The following is a 16,504-nucleotide window of genomic DNA, read 5'->3' on the forward strand; positions in this document are numbered from 1 at the left end:
CCGCCGACGCCACCTTGCCCTTCCCGTCTCCTGCCCCGGTCATGCCCCGGACTCTACCGGTCGTGACGTGCATAAACGTCCTCCGGTCTTCAGTTGGCGGGTCACGGGTAGTGCCGGCGTCGAAGTTCATTGGAGTGCAAGGACCAGGTAGAGGGCTGCAAGGGAAGCTGTAATGGGGGTCATCACCAAGCGTTCAGGTTTGCTGCGGGAGATGCCGTTCATCAGGACGCCGAGCGCGAAGTAAGCCGTCAGCACCCACATGGTGACGGACGTAAAGGATTCGCCTATCAACGGCGGTGCCACGCCGGCCTTGGCCAGCGCGGCATAGGCGAAGAGTGCGTACAGGCCTATGGAGACCGCACTCCCGATTCTGAGGTTGGCCGGGAGGATACGGTGTTGTCCGCCCCACGCCATCTTCCCGAGCGGGGCCCCGGCAATTAGAGCGCCCTGGAAGACGGCCAGGCCTGCCAGAAGCGCGCAGGCGAGTATTGCGGAAAGCTGATCCAACGGCATTACAAACCACTCTCCTGTGCGCTGGCGGGCAATCCATGCCCCTGCTTGTGTCCGGCATATTCGCGAAAGCGGAGCATCATGGCGATCGCCATCAGCGGGATCATTGTTGCATGGCTGAGAGACATCAGTGCCCCGGCTGTCATAACCCCCAGAAGGTAGGGGATCGTTGTCAGGGCTGCGGGAAGAAGCATCGCTGCCGACATTTCCACGATGGCCCGCCACTGGTGGCGCCGGTGGCGCATGTACAGGACCATCGGCACGCTCATGTTGAACGCCATGATGAAGTTCGACAGGACGGGTAGCCGGCCCCACGGGTCGTCGACTCCGGCAAGGGCCACCGCCATCTCGTAGGCAGGGTCCAGCACGAACATTCCCGCGTACATCAACGCAACCATCACACCGAGGTGCCTAAGGAAGTAGACGTATCCCGGCCGGATCTTCGGGGCCTGCGCGGCCCCGCCCAGGGAGGCGGCCGGGCGCTGACGGAAATCGGGGATGTACCGGGTCATTTCATCTGCCCCTCTGCCCGTCGCCGGATGGCGGTTCGAATGACCGCCGGCAGGGCACCGATCAGGATGGCGAACAGCAGGCCGAGCACCATCAGGACAGGAACGCGGGCATAGGTACCACCGGCCGGAAGCTCCAGATGCGCAGTGGGATAGTCGATCATCTTGGCTGCCGACACGGCGGTGGCACGGTCGGTATGCTGCGCCAGATACTCCAGGGCGCCATCGAAGCCGAGCACACCATCAGCGCCGGCAAAGGCATCGACGGGCACGTTGCGGGACGCAGCCCAGTCTCTCAACTGGGGGTTGATGTCCTGGTCCCGGGCAGCGCCGGGGGCGATGATCCTGTCCACCGGAGGTGCCTGTGCTTCCGGGACGGTGAGGAGAACCATCCCGTGTCTGGTGGTGACCGTCTCCGTGGCGGCGACCGGCATAGCCCGGGCGGCAAAGGACATGTTGTAGACCTCGAAAGCGCTGGCGACGTCGGCTTCTCCTACTCCGTTGAAGAGCCCGACGGCGATCGTCGGCCGGAACCACGGGACGAGGGCGTTGAGTCCGACGGGGAGGTCAGAGGCGGCGAAGGACTGGACGGGTATTGATGCTGGCGCGGTGAGCGACCAGTCCGGATAGTTCATCAGGCGGCCGACTCGTACGGCTTCGTCAGCGCCGGCCAGGTCCTCCATGACTTTCAGCGCGCCCGGGATGCCGGACGTGACACCGGCTGTTGTGGTGATCATGCCGTCCTGGACGTATCGCAGGCCTTCCGCCCATTGGACCTGGGGATGGCTCTTCTTCAGAGAACCCAGACGTGACCAGTGTCCTGTTGCTTTGTGCCCGTCGAGGATGCCGGTCACGGCCAGGACGTTCGATCCGTTGCAGACGCCCAGGATGCGGGCCCCGCGGCCTGACTGCTCCACGATCCACTCCCGCATTGCGGTTTCTTCCGGCCCCTCCGGGGCACCGACCGCGGGGACAACGACGACGTCCGGCTGCCGGGCCTTGCCCGATCGAACGTCCTCGAACGTGTACGTCGGCACAATCGCAGGACCTCCGTCAATCGCTGCAGGAGCCGACTGCGCTGCAATCGTGTAGACGGAGAATTCTGGGGAGCTGGCAAACACCTCGTAGGGAGCCAGAACGTCGCTCCCCACGGTGCCAGACGAGCCCATGACAACGGCGACAACGATCTCGCCCGAGGAGGAGGGCCGATTCGCCGGGAATCCCTGCAGGACCTGTTGTGGCGGCGCGACATGGCTTTGCGCATCAGCCACCGCTACGCCGGCAAAAGCCAGCGCAGCCACAGCGGTCAGGGATAATGCCACCGAGAGAGCGGCGTGGAAAAGGCGTCGTGAGCGGGAAGCCATAAGCGGGGTCTCGATTCTGTGAACGTGCGGGCTGCCACCGTGCGTGCGCCCTGCGTTGCTCTTCACGCTACGGATTGCCCGTTTCCCAAACATCGGTCCAGCGGATACTTCCCAGCACGTGCATGTGGTACCGCGGTACTACGCGTGTGCCATTTCGGCTCCGCCGGCTTACGAATGCCGGTGCCCGCCAGGTTGTTGCACGGCGTGGATGCGATGTCACCACCGGCATCCCGTTAGGACAGGCAACTAAAAGCGACGTTTGCCAACGTTGCACCAGCAACGAAATCGACAGTGGCGGTGCTCAAAGGCATCGGCTTAGGCAATCGGGCCGGACTCACCCGGGCGGTCCTTTCGGCGATCAGGGCCGAGGACAGTCGAAGTTTTATCGAGGCCGAGGAAGAGGCGGTGATGGCCATGAACCGACTACGGCAACATTGTAGGGACGGCACCGGCGGGACTAAGGACGGCCGCGGTCCGGATTCGGACGGTACAGTCGACGGTAGCTGGTGGGCGTCATTGAAAGCTCGCGCATGAAATGCAGCCGCATGTTAGTCGAAGTCCCAAGGCCACAGCGGTGGGCAATGGCTTCCACGGTCAGATCACTATTTTCTAGGAGCCTTCGGGCCTCCGCCATCCGTTGTCCCGTTAGCCACCTCAGCGGTGTCACGCCCACTTCCGCCACAAAACGGCGGGCAAACGTGCTGGGTGCCCATCCGGCATGGCCAGCCAAATCTCGAACCGACATAGGCTCGGAGAGGTTCTTCCGAGCCCACACACAAGTCGCTCCGAAGAGTCCAATCGGGGCAGCGACAGGATTCTCGATGAACTGAGCCTGTCCGCCTTCCCTGTGGGGCGCAACTACCATGCGGCGGGCAATTCTGTTGGCAGCCTCGGTTCCGAAATCGTTTCTGACCAGATGGAGGCAAAGATCTATGCCAGCGGCAACACCAGCGCTGGTACTAACTCCGCCCTCATCTACGTAGAGCACGCCGGCCTCGACGGTCGTCGACGGATACATCGCGGCGAGCCGTTCAGCATTCCGCCAGTGAGTTGTGGCCCGCTTCCCATCCAGGAGTCCCGCGGCTGCCAGAGCGAACGCACCCGTGCAGACGGAAATGATTCGCGCTCCACGACGACTGGCCTGGCGCAGCGCATTACTCACCTTCTCCGGAGGGTCGTCCAACGGACTGAAACCCGGAACAACCACAGTGTCAGCAGCGCGAAGTAGGTTGAGTCCATGGGTTACTTGGACGGCGTAGCCCGTCGTCGTGGAAACGAGACCAGGCTCTGCGGCGCACACCTTGAATGAATACCGCTCTCGCTCGTCTAGGTGGCCGAATACCTGGGCGGGTATAGCGAGATCGAATGCCACTACGCCCGGCAATGCCAGAGCCACGACGTTGTGCATGGCCATCACTGTACAGGTGAAAGAGGCGGTCGGCAGAATAGTTTCGATACGCGGCAATTCTGCCCATTCTTTTTCCAGAACTCGGCTGACAGGGTCGTACGTATGGAAATTTTCCCTCTTAGAGCTCCGAGTAACAGCCGACGCGTCGTGGACCTGAGCCACACCATTGCAGAAGGCGTCATCACCTATCCTGGCCTCCCTGCCCCAACGTTTGAGTCCTACCTTTCCCGAGCCGATTCGCCCTCCCGATTCGCCCCTGGAACGGAATTCTCGTTGGATACGATCTCTCTGATCGGCAACACGGGCACCTATTTGGATAGCCCGTTCCATTGCTTCGCAACCGGAGCAGACTTGGCCTCCTTGAACTTGGAGACCCTGGTAGGCCTTCGAGCTGAGGTAATCCATGTTCCAATCAAGTCCGGAAGGGGCATAACTCCTGCCTTGTTTCAGAACAGGGACCTGAAGGGCGCGGCAGTACTCTTCTACACCGGCTGGGATCGCTATTTCGGCACACCGGAGTATGGAGTCGGCGCGCCTTTTCTGACAGAAGACGGTGCCCGGCATCTGGTCCAGGCGGGGGCTGCACTCGTCGGGATCGATTCACTGAACATCGACGACAAGGATTCCAGCGGCGAAAGGCCGGCCCATACACTTTTGCTGGCTGCTGGTATTCACATAGTCGAGCACCTCACCAACCTCGGAAACGTACCCGAGCAAGGGGCACGCTTCACGGCCGCACCTCCAAAAATCGAGAATTTCGGAACGTTCCCAGTCCGAGCCTATGCAGAAATCTGATCTCCCACGTGCGACGGCAAGCCGCTGCTGACTGCGGTGTTTAGCCGTGGCAAACATTGACTCATGAGGGACTTCAGCACGCTAGGACCTAGCCGCAGTGAAGCTGGAGCAATCACGCGAACGGCCCTCTCGTCGGCACACGTGCCGTCGGCCGCCGTGGTGTGGGGGGTGATCATCGGAACAGGGCAGGTCGCTTCACCGCTGGCGGTATGGTGGGTCACTCCGTCCACTGTCTATCCTTTCGGTCTTGCGGATATCGCCTCGGTTTACATCGGTTTTGCTGTAGCGGACGGGCGTACCAAAGTGCTCGTGGTGGAAACCGGCGTTGCCGCCGTCTTTATTGTGGGCGCTGCATCGGCGATCACCGGCCCTGCCTGGATTTTGGTCGCGTGGTTGGCAACACACGGGCTGAAGGACCTGTGGCAGCATCGTACGCAGTTCGTACGCAACACCCGGTGGTGGCCACCTTTCTGCGCCACTGTCGACTTCGTCGCCGCAACAATTCTTGCGGTACTCCTCGTTACGGGAACAGGCTTCCATGCCTGACCGCGAGTCCAGTACGCATCAGCTGCCCTCTATTGGCGAGGAACCCACGCCTTTAGGCTGGGGTGAGATCGTCAATCTGAGTTGCGACATCAGGAGGGCCGGTTTCTGCGCCCGGCTATTGGCCGATGCCCCAGTTGGAGGGGCGGGTGCACGCAAACGTCTAAAAGAGGAAGACCACAGATGAGCAACGACATTGACCACATGGCCGACAATGAAAGCGCCACAGGCCGGCGCCTCGACCGCAGTCAATATAGTCTGGAGTTCTGTGACACTTTTGAGGGACCCGATCTGCACAGCACCAAATGGATTCCGAGCTACCTCCCGCAATGGAGCAATACCGAACGAGCACGGGCCAGGTATCGCCTCGATTCCGGGGTGCTGGCCTTAATGATTGAAGAGGACCAGCCCCCTTGGTCCCCAGAACACAATGGCGGCCTCCGCGTTTCCAACCTTCAAACCGGGGTCTTCTCAGGGCCACTGGGAAGCACCGCAGGCCAGCACAAGTTCACAGAGGGACTAATAGTCTGCGAGGCCCAGACTGAGCAGCGACTGTACACCCCTCACTACGGACTCATTGAAGCCCGCGTTGCTGCCATCGCCGATCCCGCCTGCATGGTGGCGTTGTGGATGATCGGCTTTGAAGACGTCCCGGAACAATCGGCAGAAATATGTATCTTCGAGATCTTCGGCTCCGACATTGGCTCTGACACCGCAATAGCAGGACTCGGAATACATCCGTTCGGCGACCCCCTCTTGCACGATGAGTTCCTGAAAATCCAGTTGGATGCTGACGTAACCGATTTTCACACTTACAGTGCTGATTGGACCCCGGACTGCGTCAACTTCTACTTCGACGACCAGTTCGTTGCCAAAGTCGAGCAGTCGCCGAACTACCCGATGCAGCTCATGCTCAATGTCTACGAGTTCGAGGGCGCACCCCCCTCTCCGTATCCAAAAAAGTTTCTGGTTGACTGGGTCCGCGGCTACCAACAGGCAGACCCGGCTGCGGCACGCGCAAAGCCCGCATCCACGGTAAATGTCTGAAGTTCAGAACCTGAAGTCGGGCCACGCTTTGGCGATCATCCAAACGCTCGAACGCCCGGAAGCGGTCGGCATCAATCCCGAACCGGGCACGAGCAGATGGCAGGTCTGAAACTTTTAGCCACGGGATCGCCCAGGCGCTCTATCTGGGCAAGCTCTTCCACACCGACCTCAACGGCCAGCGCAGCATCAAGTTAGACCAGGACCTGGTGTTCGACCACTGCGACCTGCAGAACGCATTCTCCCTGGTGGACCTGCGTGAAAACGGCGGACCCGACGGCCGGCCCCGCCTACGACTGTCCGCGGCACTTCGACTACAAACCCAGCCGCGCCTAGAACATCGACGGCGCACGGGACTCCCGTCGCCGCCAACATGCAGATCTGCTCTTAAACCCATCCTTCCGGACGAACGGCCTTACGCGAGGCCTTCAGCTCAAAACCCGAACGCCAGACCTGCTACCAGTTGCATCATCCGCCAGCCGTTTCACCAACTAGCCGGGTTAGAACGGCTAGCCCGCGCCTTCCTCGTTCAGACGGGCCAGCAGCAGGGCCTCGGCGACGATCGCGTTCCGGAAATCGCCCAGGTGCAGCGATTCATTAGCGCTGTGGGCGCGGGAATCGGGATCCTCGACGCCAGTAACCAGGATCTGCGCATCCGGGTAGACCTCGGTCAGGTCCGCGATGAACGGGATGGATCCGCCGATCCCCATTTCAACGGCGGGCACGCCCCAAGCCTCCCCCAGAGCCCACATGGCCACGGACGCGGCCTTCGAGCTGGTGTCCGTCAGGAAGGAGTTGCCGCTCCCCCCCGGGGTGAACACGACCTGCGCGCCGAACGGCGCGTGGTCCTCGACGTGCTTGCGGACAGCATCCATGGCGGCTGCTGGGTCCTGTCCGGGGGCAAGGCGGAGGCTGAACTTGGCCCGTGCCCGCGGCAGCAGCGTGTTGGAGGCGACGTCCACGGCCGGGGCGTCAAAGCCGATGATGGACAGTGCCGGTTTGGTCCACATGCGTGAGGCAATGCTCCCGGTCCCGGCGAGCTTCACGCCCTCGAGCACGGAGGCGTCGGCGCGGTACTCCTCCTCAGAGAGGTCCACGGCGACGTCGTCCCGGCTCACCAGGCCCTCGATCGCGACGCTGCCGTGGTCGTCGTGGAGGGTCGCGATCAGCCGGGCCAGCAGGGTCGGAGCGTCGAGTACCGGGCCGCCGAACATGCCCGAATGCACCGCGTGGTCCAGGACTTGGACTTCGATGGTGCCGTCCACCATGCCGCGCAGGCTGGTGGTCAGGGCAGGAATGCCCACCTTCCAGTTACTGGAGTCGGCCACGACGATCACGTCCGCGCGCAGCAACTCGCGGTGCGTCTCCAGGACCTGCCGGAACGTTGGCGAGCCGGCCTCCTCTTCGCCCTCAAAGAAGAATGTCACGCCCAGGCCCAGTTCATCCCCGAGCACGCGCGTTACGGCCGAGTAGGCAGCAATGTGAGCGAGGATGCCGGCCTTGTCGTCCGCGGCACCGCGGCCGAAGAGCCGCCCGTCGCGTTCGACTGCGGTGAAGGGGTCAGTTTCCCACAGCGCCAGGTCACCGGTGGGCTGGACGTCGTGGTGGGCGTACAGCAGAACGGTCGGCTTGCCCTCGGCTGCCGGGCGGCGCGCAACTACGGCGGGCCCGCCTGGCGTCCCGTCCTCCTTGTCGCAGCGGAGAATCCGGACGTCGTCGAAGCCGCTGGCCCGCACGAGGGCGGCGACGGCGTCGGCGCTGCGGTTCAGCGGAGCAGGATCAAAGCTTGGCCAGGCGATGCCCGGGATGGCAACAAGGTCCGTCAGCTGGGCGATCGTTTTGTCGAACGATTCGGCAACGGCCTGGCGGAGGGCCTCGGCATCGATGGTGGTGGTCTGCGGGTTCCCCGCGATGGATGAAGTCATGGCCAACACACTACCCATGACCGATTAAAGTTGCGTGCCAGCGCACATATATGTCACGGCAGAAGATTTGTCGTCAGAGTCACCCGGACTGCTGATCTTTTTGACAACGAGTTCTTGGAGAGCGGGTTCAGGGTTGCTGACGGAAGCTTTGTTGCTGCGAAATCTGAGCTGATCTACGAGATCTCGCCGGGGCGGGGGCCGGTAAGCGGCCGTAAACTTCGCCTGCGGCTTCCTTGGTCTTGGGAAGAACAGGGATGATTGCAGAGTCCTGGCCAGTCGGCCTCGTTAAGACTCGGAACCGGCCCGTTGATAGCACCCAACCCTCGGAAATCGGTACCGCCGAGTTCGGGGACTCTGTCTTTACGAAATTAGCCGGATCATCCGCAGTAAATCGAGACTCAGCCATCGCTCGCTTTGAAGAACTTGAACGCGTGGCCGCAGAGTTGTGCGAACCCATTGGGTACCGGTTTCCGCCCTTACCTCAAGCGGAGGACGACATTGATGGCGACTATATCGAAACCATTGCGACCCAGACTCGAACAGCGCTCAAGCTGGAGTCGCAGGACCTCATTCTCAACCTGACTAGGCCGATGGAACGCCGTGGCATAGTTGTGACCGTGAATTCGTGAAGGGCATGACGGCGCGTCACGAGCTTCTAAGCGACTTCAGCGACCAGTCATTGCCTTGGCTGATGGTTCGCCCCATAGCTGGGCCTCCGGAGCGGGGTAGTCCTAACCCTCGCACTCGATGCAGTACGAGGGGCCGTCCTTTTCGCGCGCGAGCTGGGACCGGTGCCGGACCAGGAAACAGGAATAGCAGGTGAACTCGTCCTCGGCCTGGGGAATGACCTGAACAATGAGTTCCTCGGAGACAAACTCCCCGCCGGGAGTCACGGCCTCATCCAGTGCGTCGGATTCGTCCAGCTCCCGGACGACGCTCTGGGCGTTCGGTGCGTTGGCGGACTGCAGCGCCTCAAGGGAGCGGTCCTGGGATTCCTTGACGTCGGAACGTACTTCGTCGTAATCGGTTGCCACTTAGGTCATTCTCTTTTCTGGCGTTCTTAGCTGGTGGGATTGCAACGTACACCTTGCTCGGGTTTGAACTTGCCAGCTTTCAGTTCTACGACACGTAACGGTCAGAAGGGACGTGGTAGAGCAGGAGGTCGATGAAGAAGTCATCTCCATCGACGTCGAGGTGGTACTGCCGGCCGATGAAAGCGAAGCCGGGCCCGAACTCGGCCAGCGTCTGCGCCATGCGCAGCGTCATGGCCTCCTCGATGGCATGTTCCTGGGCGTCTTCGGTGAGACCAAGGAAGTCGAGTACCAGAGGGTCCTTGGCAACCTCCCGCGCCAGGTCGTTACCCTCCCCGGGCAGTCTTGCCTCGAGGTTGTTCGGGGCCACACCGCTCCGCGTGTGGAGGCGGGTGAGGGTCTGATGTTCCAGCGCGGCCACCGACCAGCCATGCCCGGCAGCTCTGGCCGCGTACCACCGGCGCAGCTCATGGTCGTCCAGCTTGCTCAGGAGCGCGACGTTGTGGCTCCAGCTCAATTGTCCAGACGGTGTCTGGACAATTGAGTCCGGGCCGTTCCATGCCGCAGCGAACGCACGCATGTTGTAGAGATTGCTTCTGGAGAATCCCTTCATGTGGGGAAACTCCGTCCTAAGGTCGCGTGCCAGCCGGTCCAGAACCTCACTCCCCCATGGCTCGTTCATCTGCCTGTCCAGGATCGTCCGCCCAATGTTCCAGTAAAGCTCGATCATGGCTGTATTCACCACGCGCTGCGCCCGCTGTTGAGCGTCGCGTACGAGCCCTTTCAGGGTCGTGAGGGCAGCGGCATAGTCTCGTGCGGCATTGCTGGAGGCCCTTCGACCCCGTCAATATAGGGGTGGATTGTGAAAAAGTGAATCATCTCTAGGGTTTTGCTGTGCGCCGTAGTGGCCTGTATGCGCCGGGTTTGATCGTCTAGCTCGGTGGGTCACCGACTCGAGGATACCGGTGCTCACAGTTTGCGTCCGTTCGCGGCTTGCGACGAACTGCTAGCGGATTTCGCCACGGCGGCGGTCTGAACGAGCGGAACCTGGCCTCTAGACCAGCCGATTGTGAGCGTTTGCGAGGCCGGCCGCGAGAGCGTGCATGCGTCCGGCCTCGAGTTCGTCAATCGCCACAGTGGTATCCATGGGGGCTGTCGGGGGGGGGGCCCCCCCCGGGGGCCCCCCCCCCCCCCCGGGGGGGGGGGGGGGGGGTGGTTTGTTTTTTGTTTACCCGCGCGCCGGGGGGGGCCAGCAGCGGAAAAGCACCCCCCCCGGCGCCCGCGCGGGCCGCGCGGGGGGGCCGGGCGCGGGGCCCCCCGCCGCGCGCCCCCCCGCCCCCCCCCCCAACCCCCCCCGCCGGGGGGGGGGGGGGGGGGGGGGGGCCCCCCCCCCCGGGCCCCCCCCCCCCGACCGCTTTCATTGGCGAGTGGCGATGGTTTCTTTTTCGATCACCGGCGCGCGGGTGGGCGCATGCAGCGTAATCGCAGCCAGCAGGGCGCCGGCGAGGGCAATCACGGCTGCGCCGATGAATGCTGAAGAGAATCCTGTGGTCAGCGCCGGAAGGTTCCCACTTTCCGTCGCACCGTTCGCGGCAGCAATTGCTGTCATCGCCGCCAGGCCGAGTGCGGATCCGACCTGGTAGCTGGTGTTGACGAGGCCGGAAGCGAGGCCGCCCTCCTGCGGCGGGGCGCTGGAGATCGCCGTGCCGAGGGTCGGGATGAACGCCAGGGACATCCCGAGTGCGGCCAGGAGCGACGCCGGGAGGACATCCACCCAGAAGTTTCCGTCCACGCGGGCGAAGGACAACCACATCAGGGCGCCTGCGAGGGCGATGAGACCGCTCACGGTCATCGCTTTCGGCCCGAATCGCGCGGTGAGTCGCGGTGCAAGCATGATCATGGTGATCATGGTGAATGCGGTCATTGGCAGGAGCGCGGCACCGCTGGGGAACGCCGAGTAGCCCAGGACTTGTTGCAGGTAAAGATTCAGGAAGAACCACATCGGGATCCAGGCGGCGGCGAGCAGCAGTTGGGCTAGGTTGGCCGCTGCCAGATTCGGGATACGGAAGATCGACAGTCGCATCAGTGGCTCCTTCCGGCGGGCCTGAACGAGCACGAACAGTGCGAGCAAGGCTGCGGCTCCGGCGAGAGTTCCCCACGTTTCTACACTGGCCCATCCGGCCTCGGGCGCTCGGACAATCGCGAAGACACCGAGGGCGAGTCCGGCGGTGACGAGAAGGGCGCCGGCGATGTCGATGGAGCCGCGAATGCGCGGTCCGTCTGCCGGGAGTGCCTTGGCGACGAGGGCCACAACCACGAGGGCGAGCGGGATGTTAATGAAGAAGACCCACGGCCACGACATGTACTCGGTGATGACCCCGCCGAGGAACACACCCGCTGTTCCCCCTGCCGGTGCGGCCGCACCATAGAGGGCCAATGCACCACCGAGCTCCTTCGGGCTCGACCCGAACGTCTTCATCAGCAGCGTGAGTGCCGCGGGTGCGATGAGTGCCGCACCGGCTCCCTGTACGCCGCGTCCGATCAACTCGAACGCGACGTTCCCGGCAAGCCCCGCGACGGCGGAACCGGCGAGCAGTACGACCCAGCCAGTGGTGAACATCCGTCGGGCGCCGAAGGCATCCCCTAGACGCCCGCCGAGCAGTAGGAGCCCACCGAATGTGATGACGTAGGCGTTGAAAACCCAGGAGAGGTTCTCGGGGCTGAAGCCCAGTTCCTCCTGGATTCGGGGCAACGCTACGCCCACGATTGAGGTGTCCATGATCACGACGAACTGCGCGAGTGCGATGAGGAAGAGCGCGAGCCTCTTCTTCCCCGGCCGCGGTGTTGATTGAGACATTCCAGATTCCCTTCGATTGCGTTGTTGGCGATTTCCCACCTCTGATTTATACCCTACGGGGGTATGGTAGCTGGAATACCCCCCATGGGTATATGGTTGAGCATACCAGTACCCCCTAGGGGTATATTTCGAACCAGCAGAGGAGAATTCGGATGACACCGAGCGAATATCAGGTGACCGGAATGACCTGCGGTCATTGCGAGACGTCGATCCGGGAAGAGATCGGCCAGATAGCAGGCATCCAGTCGATTGACGTGAGCGCCAAGACCGGCAAGCTTGTCGTGACCAGCGAGGCCGAGCTGGACGACGCAGCAGTCCTCGCAGCGGTCAGGGAAGCCGGCTACGGGGCGGTGCGTGTCCCGTGAAGGTCCCCGTAAAGCTCGGACTCTTTGGAGTGGGACTGGCGGCCTTATTCACAGCTTCATTTGCTACCGCAGGCGCAGTGGTCCCCGCCCAGACCGCGGCGGCCTGGACACAGTCAACGGAAGGACATGTCATGGACAGCAACGACACACAGCCGGCCGCCTCAGTGAAGGGCCTGTCGATGGAGCAGGACGGGTTCCTCCTGGCGGATGTCTCGTCCCCCGGCACGGCAGGTCAGGAGGGAACACTCTCGTTCATGATCTCCGACGCCAAAGGAAAGCCGGTCACCGACTTCGAGGCCTCCCACGACAAGAAACTCCACCTGATCATGGTGCGCACGGACGGAACCCAGTTCCGCCATGTGCATCCCACCATGGACGCCCATGGCTTGTGGTCACTGCCCTGGAAGTGGAACGCCGCCGGCAGCTACCGGGTCTATGCGGACATCGTCCCGGCGGCAACGGGACAGAACATCACTCTGACCCGCACGGTCCAGGCGGCCGGAGAATTCACCCCCGCCACGCCGGCTCCGGCGTCCGCCGCGGACACGGTCGACGGCTACAACGTGGACCTCACCGGCACGCTGAGCGCCAGTGAACATGCCATGCTCACTCTCTCGGTTTCCCGTGACGGGAAACCGGTCACTACACTGCAGCCGTACCTGGGTTCCTACGGACACCTTGTCGCCCTGCGCGAAGGGGACCTGGCTTACCTGCACGTCCACCCCGAGGGCGAGGAACCCCGCCCCGGCGCCGTCTCCGGCCCGGACGTGAAATTCATGACCGAGGCCCCGACCCCGGGACGCTACCTGCTCTACCTGGACTTTCAGGTCGACGGACAGGTCCACACGGCCGAATTTGTCCTCAACGCCACCGGAACCCCGGCCGCTCAGCCCGCAGCTCCGGGCAAGTCCGCCGGGCCCACCGAGTCGGCGGATCCGGGCGGGTCTGCCGGACATTCCGGCCACTGACCACCATAGACGCCACGAGCCTGGTCCATCCCGTGATCAGGAAGCGCACCACCGAGGAGGACCCATGTCTGCAACATCGGCCCAGGCGCAAATGCTGGGCAACATCATCGAGCTTGAGATCGGAGGGATGACCTGCGCCTCGTGCGCGATGCGGATCGAGAAGAAACTGAACAAGCTCGACGGCGTGATCGCGACCGTAAACTACGCCACTGAAAAGGCGAAGGTCACCGCCCCCGCCGGCCTGGACCCGCTGGCGCTGATTGCCGAGGTCGAAAAGACCGGTTACACGGCGGCACTCCCCACGCCGAAACGGACCCAGGAGGCGAACGACGATGCGGAGCAGCCCGACACGGAGCTGACATCGCTGCGGAACAGGCTGATCACTTCAATCGTGCTGTCGGTGCCGGTCATCCTGATGGCCATGGTCCCGGCGCTGCAGTTCAACTACTGGCAGTGGGCGTCCCTGACGCTGGCCGCTCCCGTGATCGTGTGGGCGGCCTGGCCGTTCCACAAGGCCGCGTGGACCAACCTGCGCCACGGCGCGGCCACGATGGACACGCTGGTCTCGGTCGGCACGTCCGCTGCGTTGCTGTGGTCACTCTTCGCACTGTTCTTCGGAACCGCCGGACAGCCGGGCATGACCCACGGGTTCTCGTTCACGATCAGCCCCTCGGACGGTGCCGGGAACATCTACCTGGAAGTCGCCGCCGGGGTGACCATGTTCATCTTGGCCGGGCGTTACTTCGAGAAGCGGTCCAAGCGCCAGGCGGGGGCCGCCGTGCGCGCCCTGCTGGGGCTGGGGGCCAAGGAGGTCGCGCTGCTCCGGGACGGGGTCGAAACCCGGATCCCCGTCGAGCAGCTGTCGGTGGGCGACGAGTTCGTCATCCGGCCGGGTGAAAAGATCGCCACGGACGGGGTGATTGTCGCGGGCACCTCGGCGGTGGATGCGAGCATGCTCACTGGCGAGTCAATCCCGGTCGAAGTCGGCGAGGGCGACGTCGTGACCGGCGCGACCGTCAACGCCGGCGGCCGCCTGGTCGTGCGCGCCACCCGGGTCGGCTCGGACACCCAGCTGGCACAGATGGCCAGGCTCGTCGAAGACGCCCAGTCGGGCAAGGCCGAGATCCAGCGCCTTGCCGACAAGGTCTCCGGGATCTTCGTTCCGATCGTCATCGCCGTGGCCGTCGTGGTGCTCGGAGCCTGGATCGGTGCCGGCTTCCCGCTCAGCGCCGCGTTCACGGCCGCCGTCGCGGTCCTCATCATCGCCTGCCCCTGCGCCCTCGGACTCGCAACGCCGACCGCGCTGCTGGTCGGCACCGGACGGGGCGCCCAGCTGGGCATCCTGATCAAAGGCCCGGAAGTACTCGAGTCCACCCGCAAGGTCGACACGATCGTGCTCGACAAGACTGGAACGGTCACTACGGGCAAGATGACGCTGCTTGAGGTGTTCACCGCCGACGGAACCACCCGCGAGGACGTCCTGAGGCTGGCCGGCGCACTGGAGGACGCCTCCGAACACCCGATCGCCCAAGCCATCGCCAAGGGCGCAACCCAGCAGATCGGATCACTTCCGGTACCGGAGTCGTTTACGAACATCGAAGGCAAGGGCGTCCAGGGCACCGTCGAGGGCCATGCCGTGCTCGTCGGGCGCGAGAGCCTGCTGGCGGACTGGTCCCTGCACCTTCCCGGCACGCTCGCCCTCGCGAAGGCCACCGCGGAATCCCAAGGCAAGACCGCAGTCACGGTCGCCTGGGATGGTGAGGCCCGCGCAGTGCTGGTCGTCGCCGACGCGGTCAAGGCCACCAGCGCCGAGGCGATCGCCCAGCTCAAAGCGCTCGGGCTGACTCCGGTGCTCCTGACCGGAGACAACCGGGCGGTCGCCGAGCAGGTCGCGGCCGAAGTCGGAATCACCGAGGTCATTGCCGAAGTGATGCCCAAAGACAAGGCCGACGTCGTCACCCGCTTGCAGTCCGAAGGCAAAGTCGTGGCGATGGTCGGCGACGGCGTCAACGACGCCGCGGCCCTCGCCCAGGCCGACCTGGGCCTGGCGATGGGAACCGGGACGGACGTCGCGATCGAAGCTGCAGACATCACACTGGTGCGCGGGGACCTCCGCTCCGCCGTCGATGCCATCCGCCTGTCCCGCAAGACCCTGGGCACCATCAAGACAAACCTGTTCTGGGCCTTCGCCTACAACGTCGCAGCCATTCCGCTGGCCGCGTTCGGACTGCTGAACCCGATGCTCGCCGGAGCCGCCATGGCGTTCTCCAGCGTATTCGTGGTCAGCAACAGCCTTCGCCTGCGGTCCTTCAAGTCCAAGGCGAACACGACGGCGTCTACCTCAGCACCGCACACTCCCGTGCGGCAACTGCAGGGCGTCTGACCATCCCCGCCCAAGGAAAGATCAATTATGTGCCAAAATCACGCACCCGCATCACAGCCTGCCCGTCACTGACAGGGGGACCTCGCCGAGTGTCCGGTCATGCCAGGGAGCACGGTCGTCAAGACCAACGCCGAGACAGCCGGCCTCGTCCGGGACTCCGAGAGCAATCGCTACTAGCACTGCTGCGCCTCTTCCAGACCCCCTCGACACCGACCCCGCAAAGGACACAAACGCGAGCTAACCGGCAGCCGGCCCACCCGGACAGCGCCACCTGCCGCTCAATCCAGCGGGTCTTTTCAGACCCGCTGTAAATATACCCCCAGGGGTATATTGTAATTGTTATTCACCTCAGCTCATCCGAGCACTCCCCGCTCCACCGAAAGGAAACCCCTTCCATGAGCAACAGCTGTTGCAGCGCCACCGACAACGACAAGGTCCTCGCCGAGTGCCCCGTCATGATCGGAAGCCAGGTTGTGAGGGCAGGCGCCGAATCTGCAGGCCTCTTCCGCGATTACGAGGGCAACCGCTACTGGTTCTGCTGCGCAGGCTGCGGACGCCTGTTCGACGCCGACCCGGCAAAGTACGCCACGGCCGCCTGAGCATCTCGGGGTGGGGGGGGGGGGGGGGGGGGCGCCCCCCCCCCCCCCCCCCCCCGGGCCCCCCCCCCCCCCCCCCCCCCCCACCCCCACCCCCCCCCCCCCCCCCACCCCCCCCCCCCCCCCCCCACCCCCCCCCCCCCCCCCCCGCCCCGCCCCCCCCCCGGGGGCTATACCCCCCCAACCCCCCCCAAAAAACCCCCCCC

Annotated in this window: 15 protein-coding genes and 1 pseudogene; 8 read left to right on the top strand and 8 right to left on the bottom strand. The window is 63.9% G+C overall.

Annotation, left to right across the window (positions count from 1 at the left end; genetic code table 11):
- Nucleotides 1-126: 126 nt before the first annotated feature.
- The 4 genes from ABIB26_RS16590 to ABIB26_RS16605 all read right to left on the bottom strand — a co-directional run bounded on the left by ABIB26_RS16590 (nucleotide 127) and on the right by ABIB26_RS16605 (nucleotide 3,848).
- Nucleotides 127-513, bottom strand: a complete 387-nt coding sequence (locus tag ABIB26_RS16590; RefSeq protein WP_354245435.1) for a hypothetical protein — start codon at nucleotides 511-513, stop codon at nucleotides 127-129.
- Nucleotides 513-1,022 (bottom strand): hypothetical protein, encoded by a 510-nt coding sequence (locus ABIB26_RS16595; RefSeq protein WP_354245438.1) that lies wholly within the window; start codon nucleotides 1,020-1,022, stop codon nucleotides 513-515. The genes ABIB26_RS16590 and ABIB26_RS16595 overlap by 1 nt, the downstream gene beginning before the upstream one ends.
- Complete coding sequence (locus ABIB26_RS16600) at nucleotides 1,019-2,383, bottom strand: DJ-1/PfpI family protein (protein WP_354245440.1); 1,365 nt, start codon at nucleotides 2,381-2,383, stop codon at nucleotides 1,019-1,021. Before ABIB26_RS16600 ends, ABIB26_RS16595 begins: the two co-directional genes overlap by 4 nt.
- Nucleotides 2,384-2,840: 457 nt before the next feature.
- Nucleotides 2,841-3,848, bottom strand: a complete 1,008-nt coding sequence (locus tag ABIB26_RS16605) for a helix-turn-helix domain-containing protein (protein ID WP_354245443.1) — start codon at nucleotides 3,846-3,848, stop codon at nucleotides 2,841-2,843.
- Nucleotides 3,849-3,893: 45 nt separating this feature from the next.
- Here ABIB26_RS16605 and ABIB26_RS16610 point away from each other — a divergent pair, with 45 nt between their 5' ends.
- The 4 genes and pseudogenes from ABIB26_RS16610 to ABIB26_RS16625 form a co-directional block, all read left to right on the top strand.
- Entirely contained in the window at nucleotides 3,894-4,586 is a 693-nt protein-coding gene (locus tag ABIB26_RS16610; protein WP_354245446.1) for a cyclase family protein, read from the top strand.
- A gap of 168 nt (nucleotides 4,587-4,754) precedes the next feature.
- Nucleotides 4,755-5,132, top strand: a complete 378-nt coding sequence (locus ABIB26_RS16615) for a hypothetical protein (RefSeq protein WP_354245449.1) — start codon at nucleotides 4,755-4,757, stop codon at nucleotides 5,130-5,132.
- Between the two features lie 180 nt (nucleotides 5,133-5,312).
- On the top strand, nucleotides 5,313-6,176 hold the full coding sequence (locus ABIB26_RS16620) for a glycoside hydrolase family 16 protein (protein WP_354245451.1): 864 nt from the start codon (nucleotides 5,313-5,315) through the stop codon (nucleotides 6,174-6,176).
- Nucleotides 6,177-6,195: 19 nt separating this feature from the next.
- Nucleotides 6,196-6,503, top strand: a pseudogene (locus ABIB26_RS16625) (xylose isomerase); the annotation flags it as partial.
- 179 nt (nucleotides 6,504-6,682) lie between these two features.
- Here the strand turns inward: ABIB26_RS16625 and ABIB26_RS16630 are convergent.
- The 4 genes from ABIB26_RS16630 to ABIB26_RS16645 all read right to left on the bottom strand — a co-directional run bounded on the left by ABIB26_RS16630 (nucleotide 6,683) and on the right by ABIB26_RS16645 (nucleotide 11,986).
- The gene (locus ABIB26_RS16630) at nucleotides 6,683-8,098 is read right to left on the bottom strand and encodes a dipeptidase (RefSeq protein WP_354245453.1); all 1,416 of its coding nucleotides are present in this window, start codon (nucleotides 8,096-8,098) and stop codon (nucleotides 6,683-6,685) included.
- Nucleotides 8,099-8,829: 731 nt separating this feature from the next.
- Nucleotides 8,830-9,132 (bottom strand): DUF4193 domain-containing protein, encoded by a 303-nt coding sequence (locus tag ABIB26_RS16635; protein ID WP_354245455.1) that lies wholly within the window; start codon nucleotides 9,130-9,132, stop codon nucleotides 8,830-8,832.
- 85 nt (nucleotides 9,133-9,217) lie between these two features.
- Nucleotides 9,218-9,859, bottom strand: a complete 642-nt coding sequence (locus tag ABIB26_RS16640; RefSeq protein WP_354245458.1) for a PDDEXK nuclease domain-containing protein — start codon at nucleotides 9,857-9,859, stop codon at nucleotides 9,218-9,220.
- A 687-nt stretch (nucleotides 9,860-10,546) separates the two neighbouring features.
- A complete protein-coding gene (locus ABIB26_RS16645; RefSeq protein ID WP_354245461.1) occupies nucleotides 10,547-11,986 on the bottom strand; it encodes an MFS transporter in 1,440 nt (479 codons plus the stop codon).
- A 152-nt stretch (nucleotides 11,987-12,138) separates the two neighbouring features.
- Between ABIB26_RS16645 and ABIB26_RS16650 the strand changes: the two genes are divergently transcribed.
- From ABIB26_RS16650 to ABIB26_RS16665, 4 genes are all read left to right on the top strand, one after another.
- Nucleotides 12,139-12,351, top strand: a complete 213-nt coding sequence (locus ABIB26_RS16650; protein ID WP_354245464.1) for a heavy-metal-associated domain-containing protein — start codon at nucleotides 12,139-12,141, stop codon at nucleotides 12,349-12,351.
- 131 nt (nucleotides 12,352-12,482) lie between these two features.
- Complete coding sequence (locus tag ABIB26_RS16655; RefSeq protein ID WP_354245467.1) at nucleotides 12,483-13,319, top strand: DUF8832 domain-containing protein; 837 nt, start codon at nucleotides 12,483-12,485, stop codon at nucleotides 13,317-13,319.
- Between the two features lie 64 nt (nucleotides 13,320-13,383).
- Complete coding sequence (locus ABIB26_RS16660; RefSeq protein ID WP_354245470.1) at nucleotides 13,384-15,702, top strand: heavy metal translocating P-type ATPase; 2,319 nt, start codon at nucleotides 13,384-13,386, stop codon at nucleotides 15,700-15,702.
- Between the two features lie 395 nt (nucleotides 15,703-16,097).
- The gene (locus ABIB26_RS16665; protein WP_354245473.1) at nucleotides 16,098-16,301 is read left to right on the top strand and encodes a YHS domain-containing protein; all 204 of its coding nucleotides are present in this window, start codon (nucleotides 16,098-16,100) and stop codon (nucleotides 16,299-16,301) included.
- The last annotated feature ends 203 nt before the right edge of the window (nucleotides 16,302-16,504 follow it).

The sequence above is a fragment of the Arthrobacter sp. UYEF20 genome (genome assembly GCF_040546335.1).
Classification (GTDB): Bacteria; Actinomycetota; Actinomycetes; order Actinomycetales; family Micrococcaceae; genus Arthrobacter.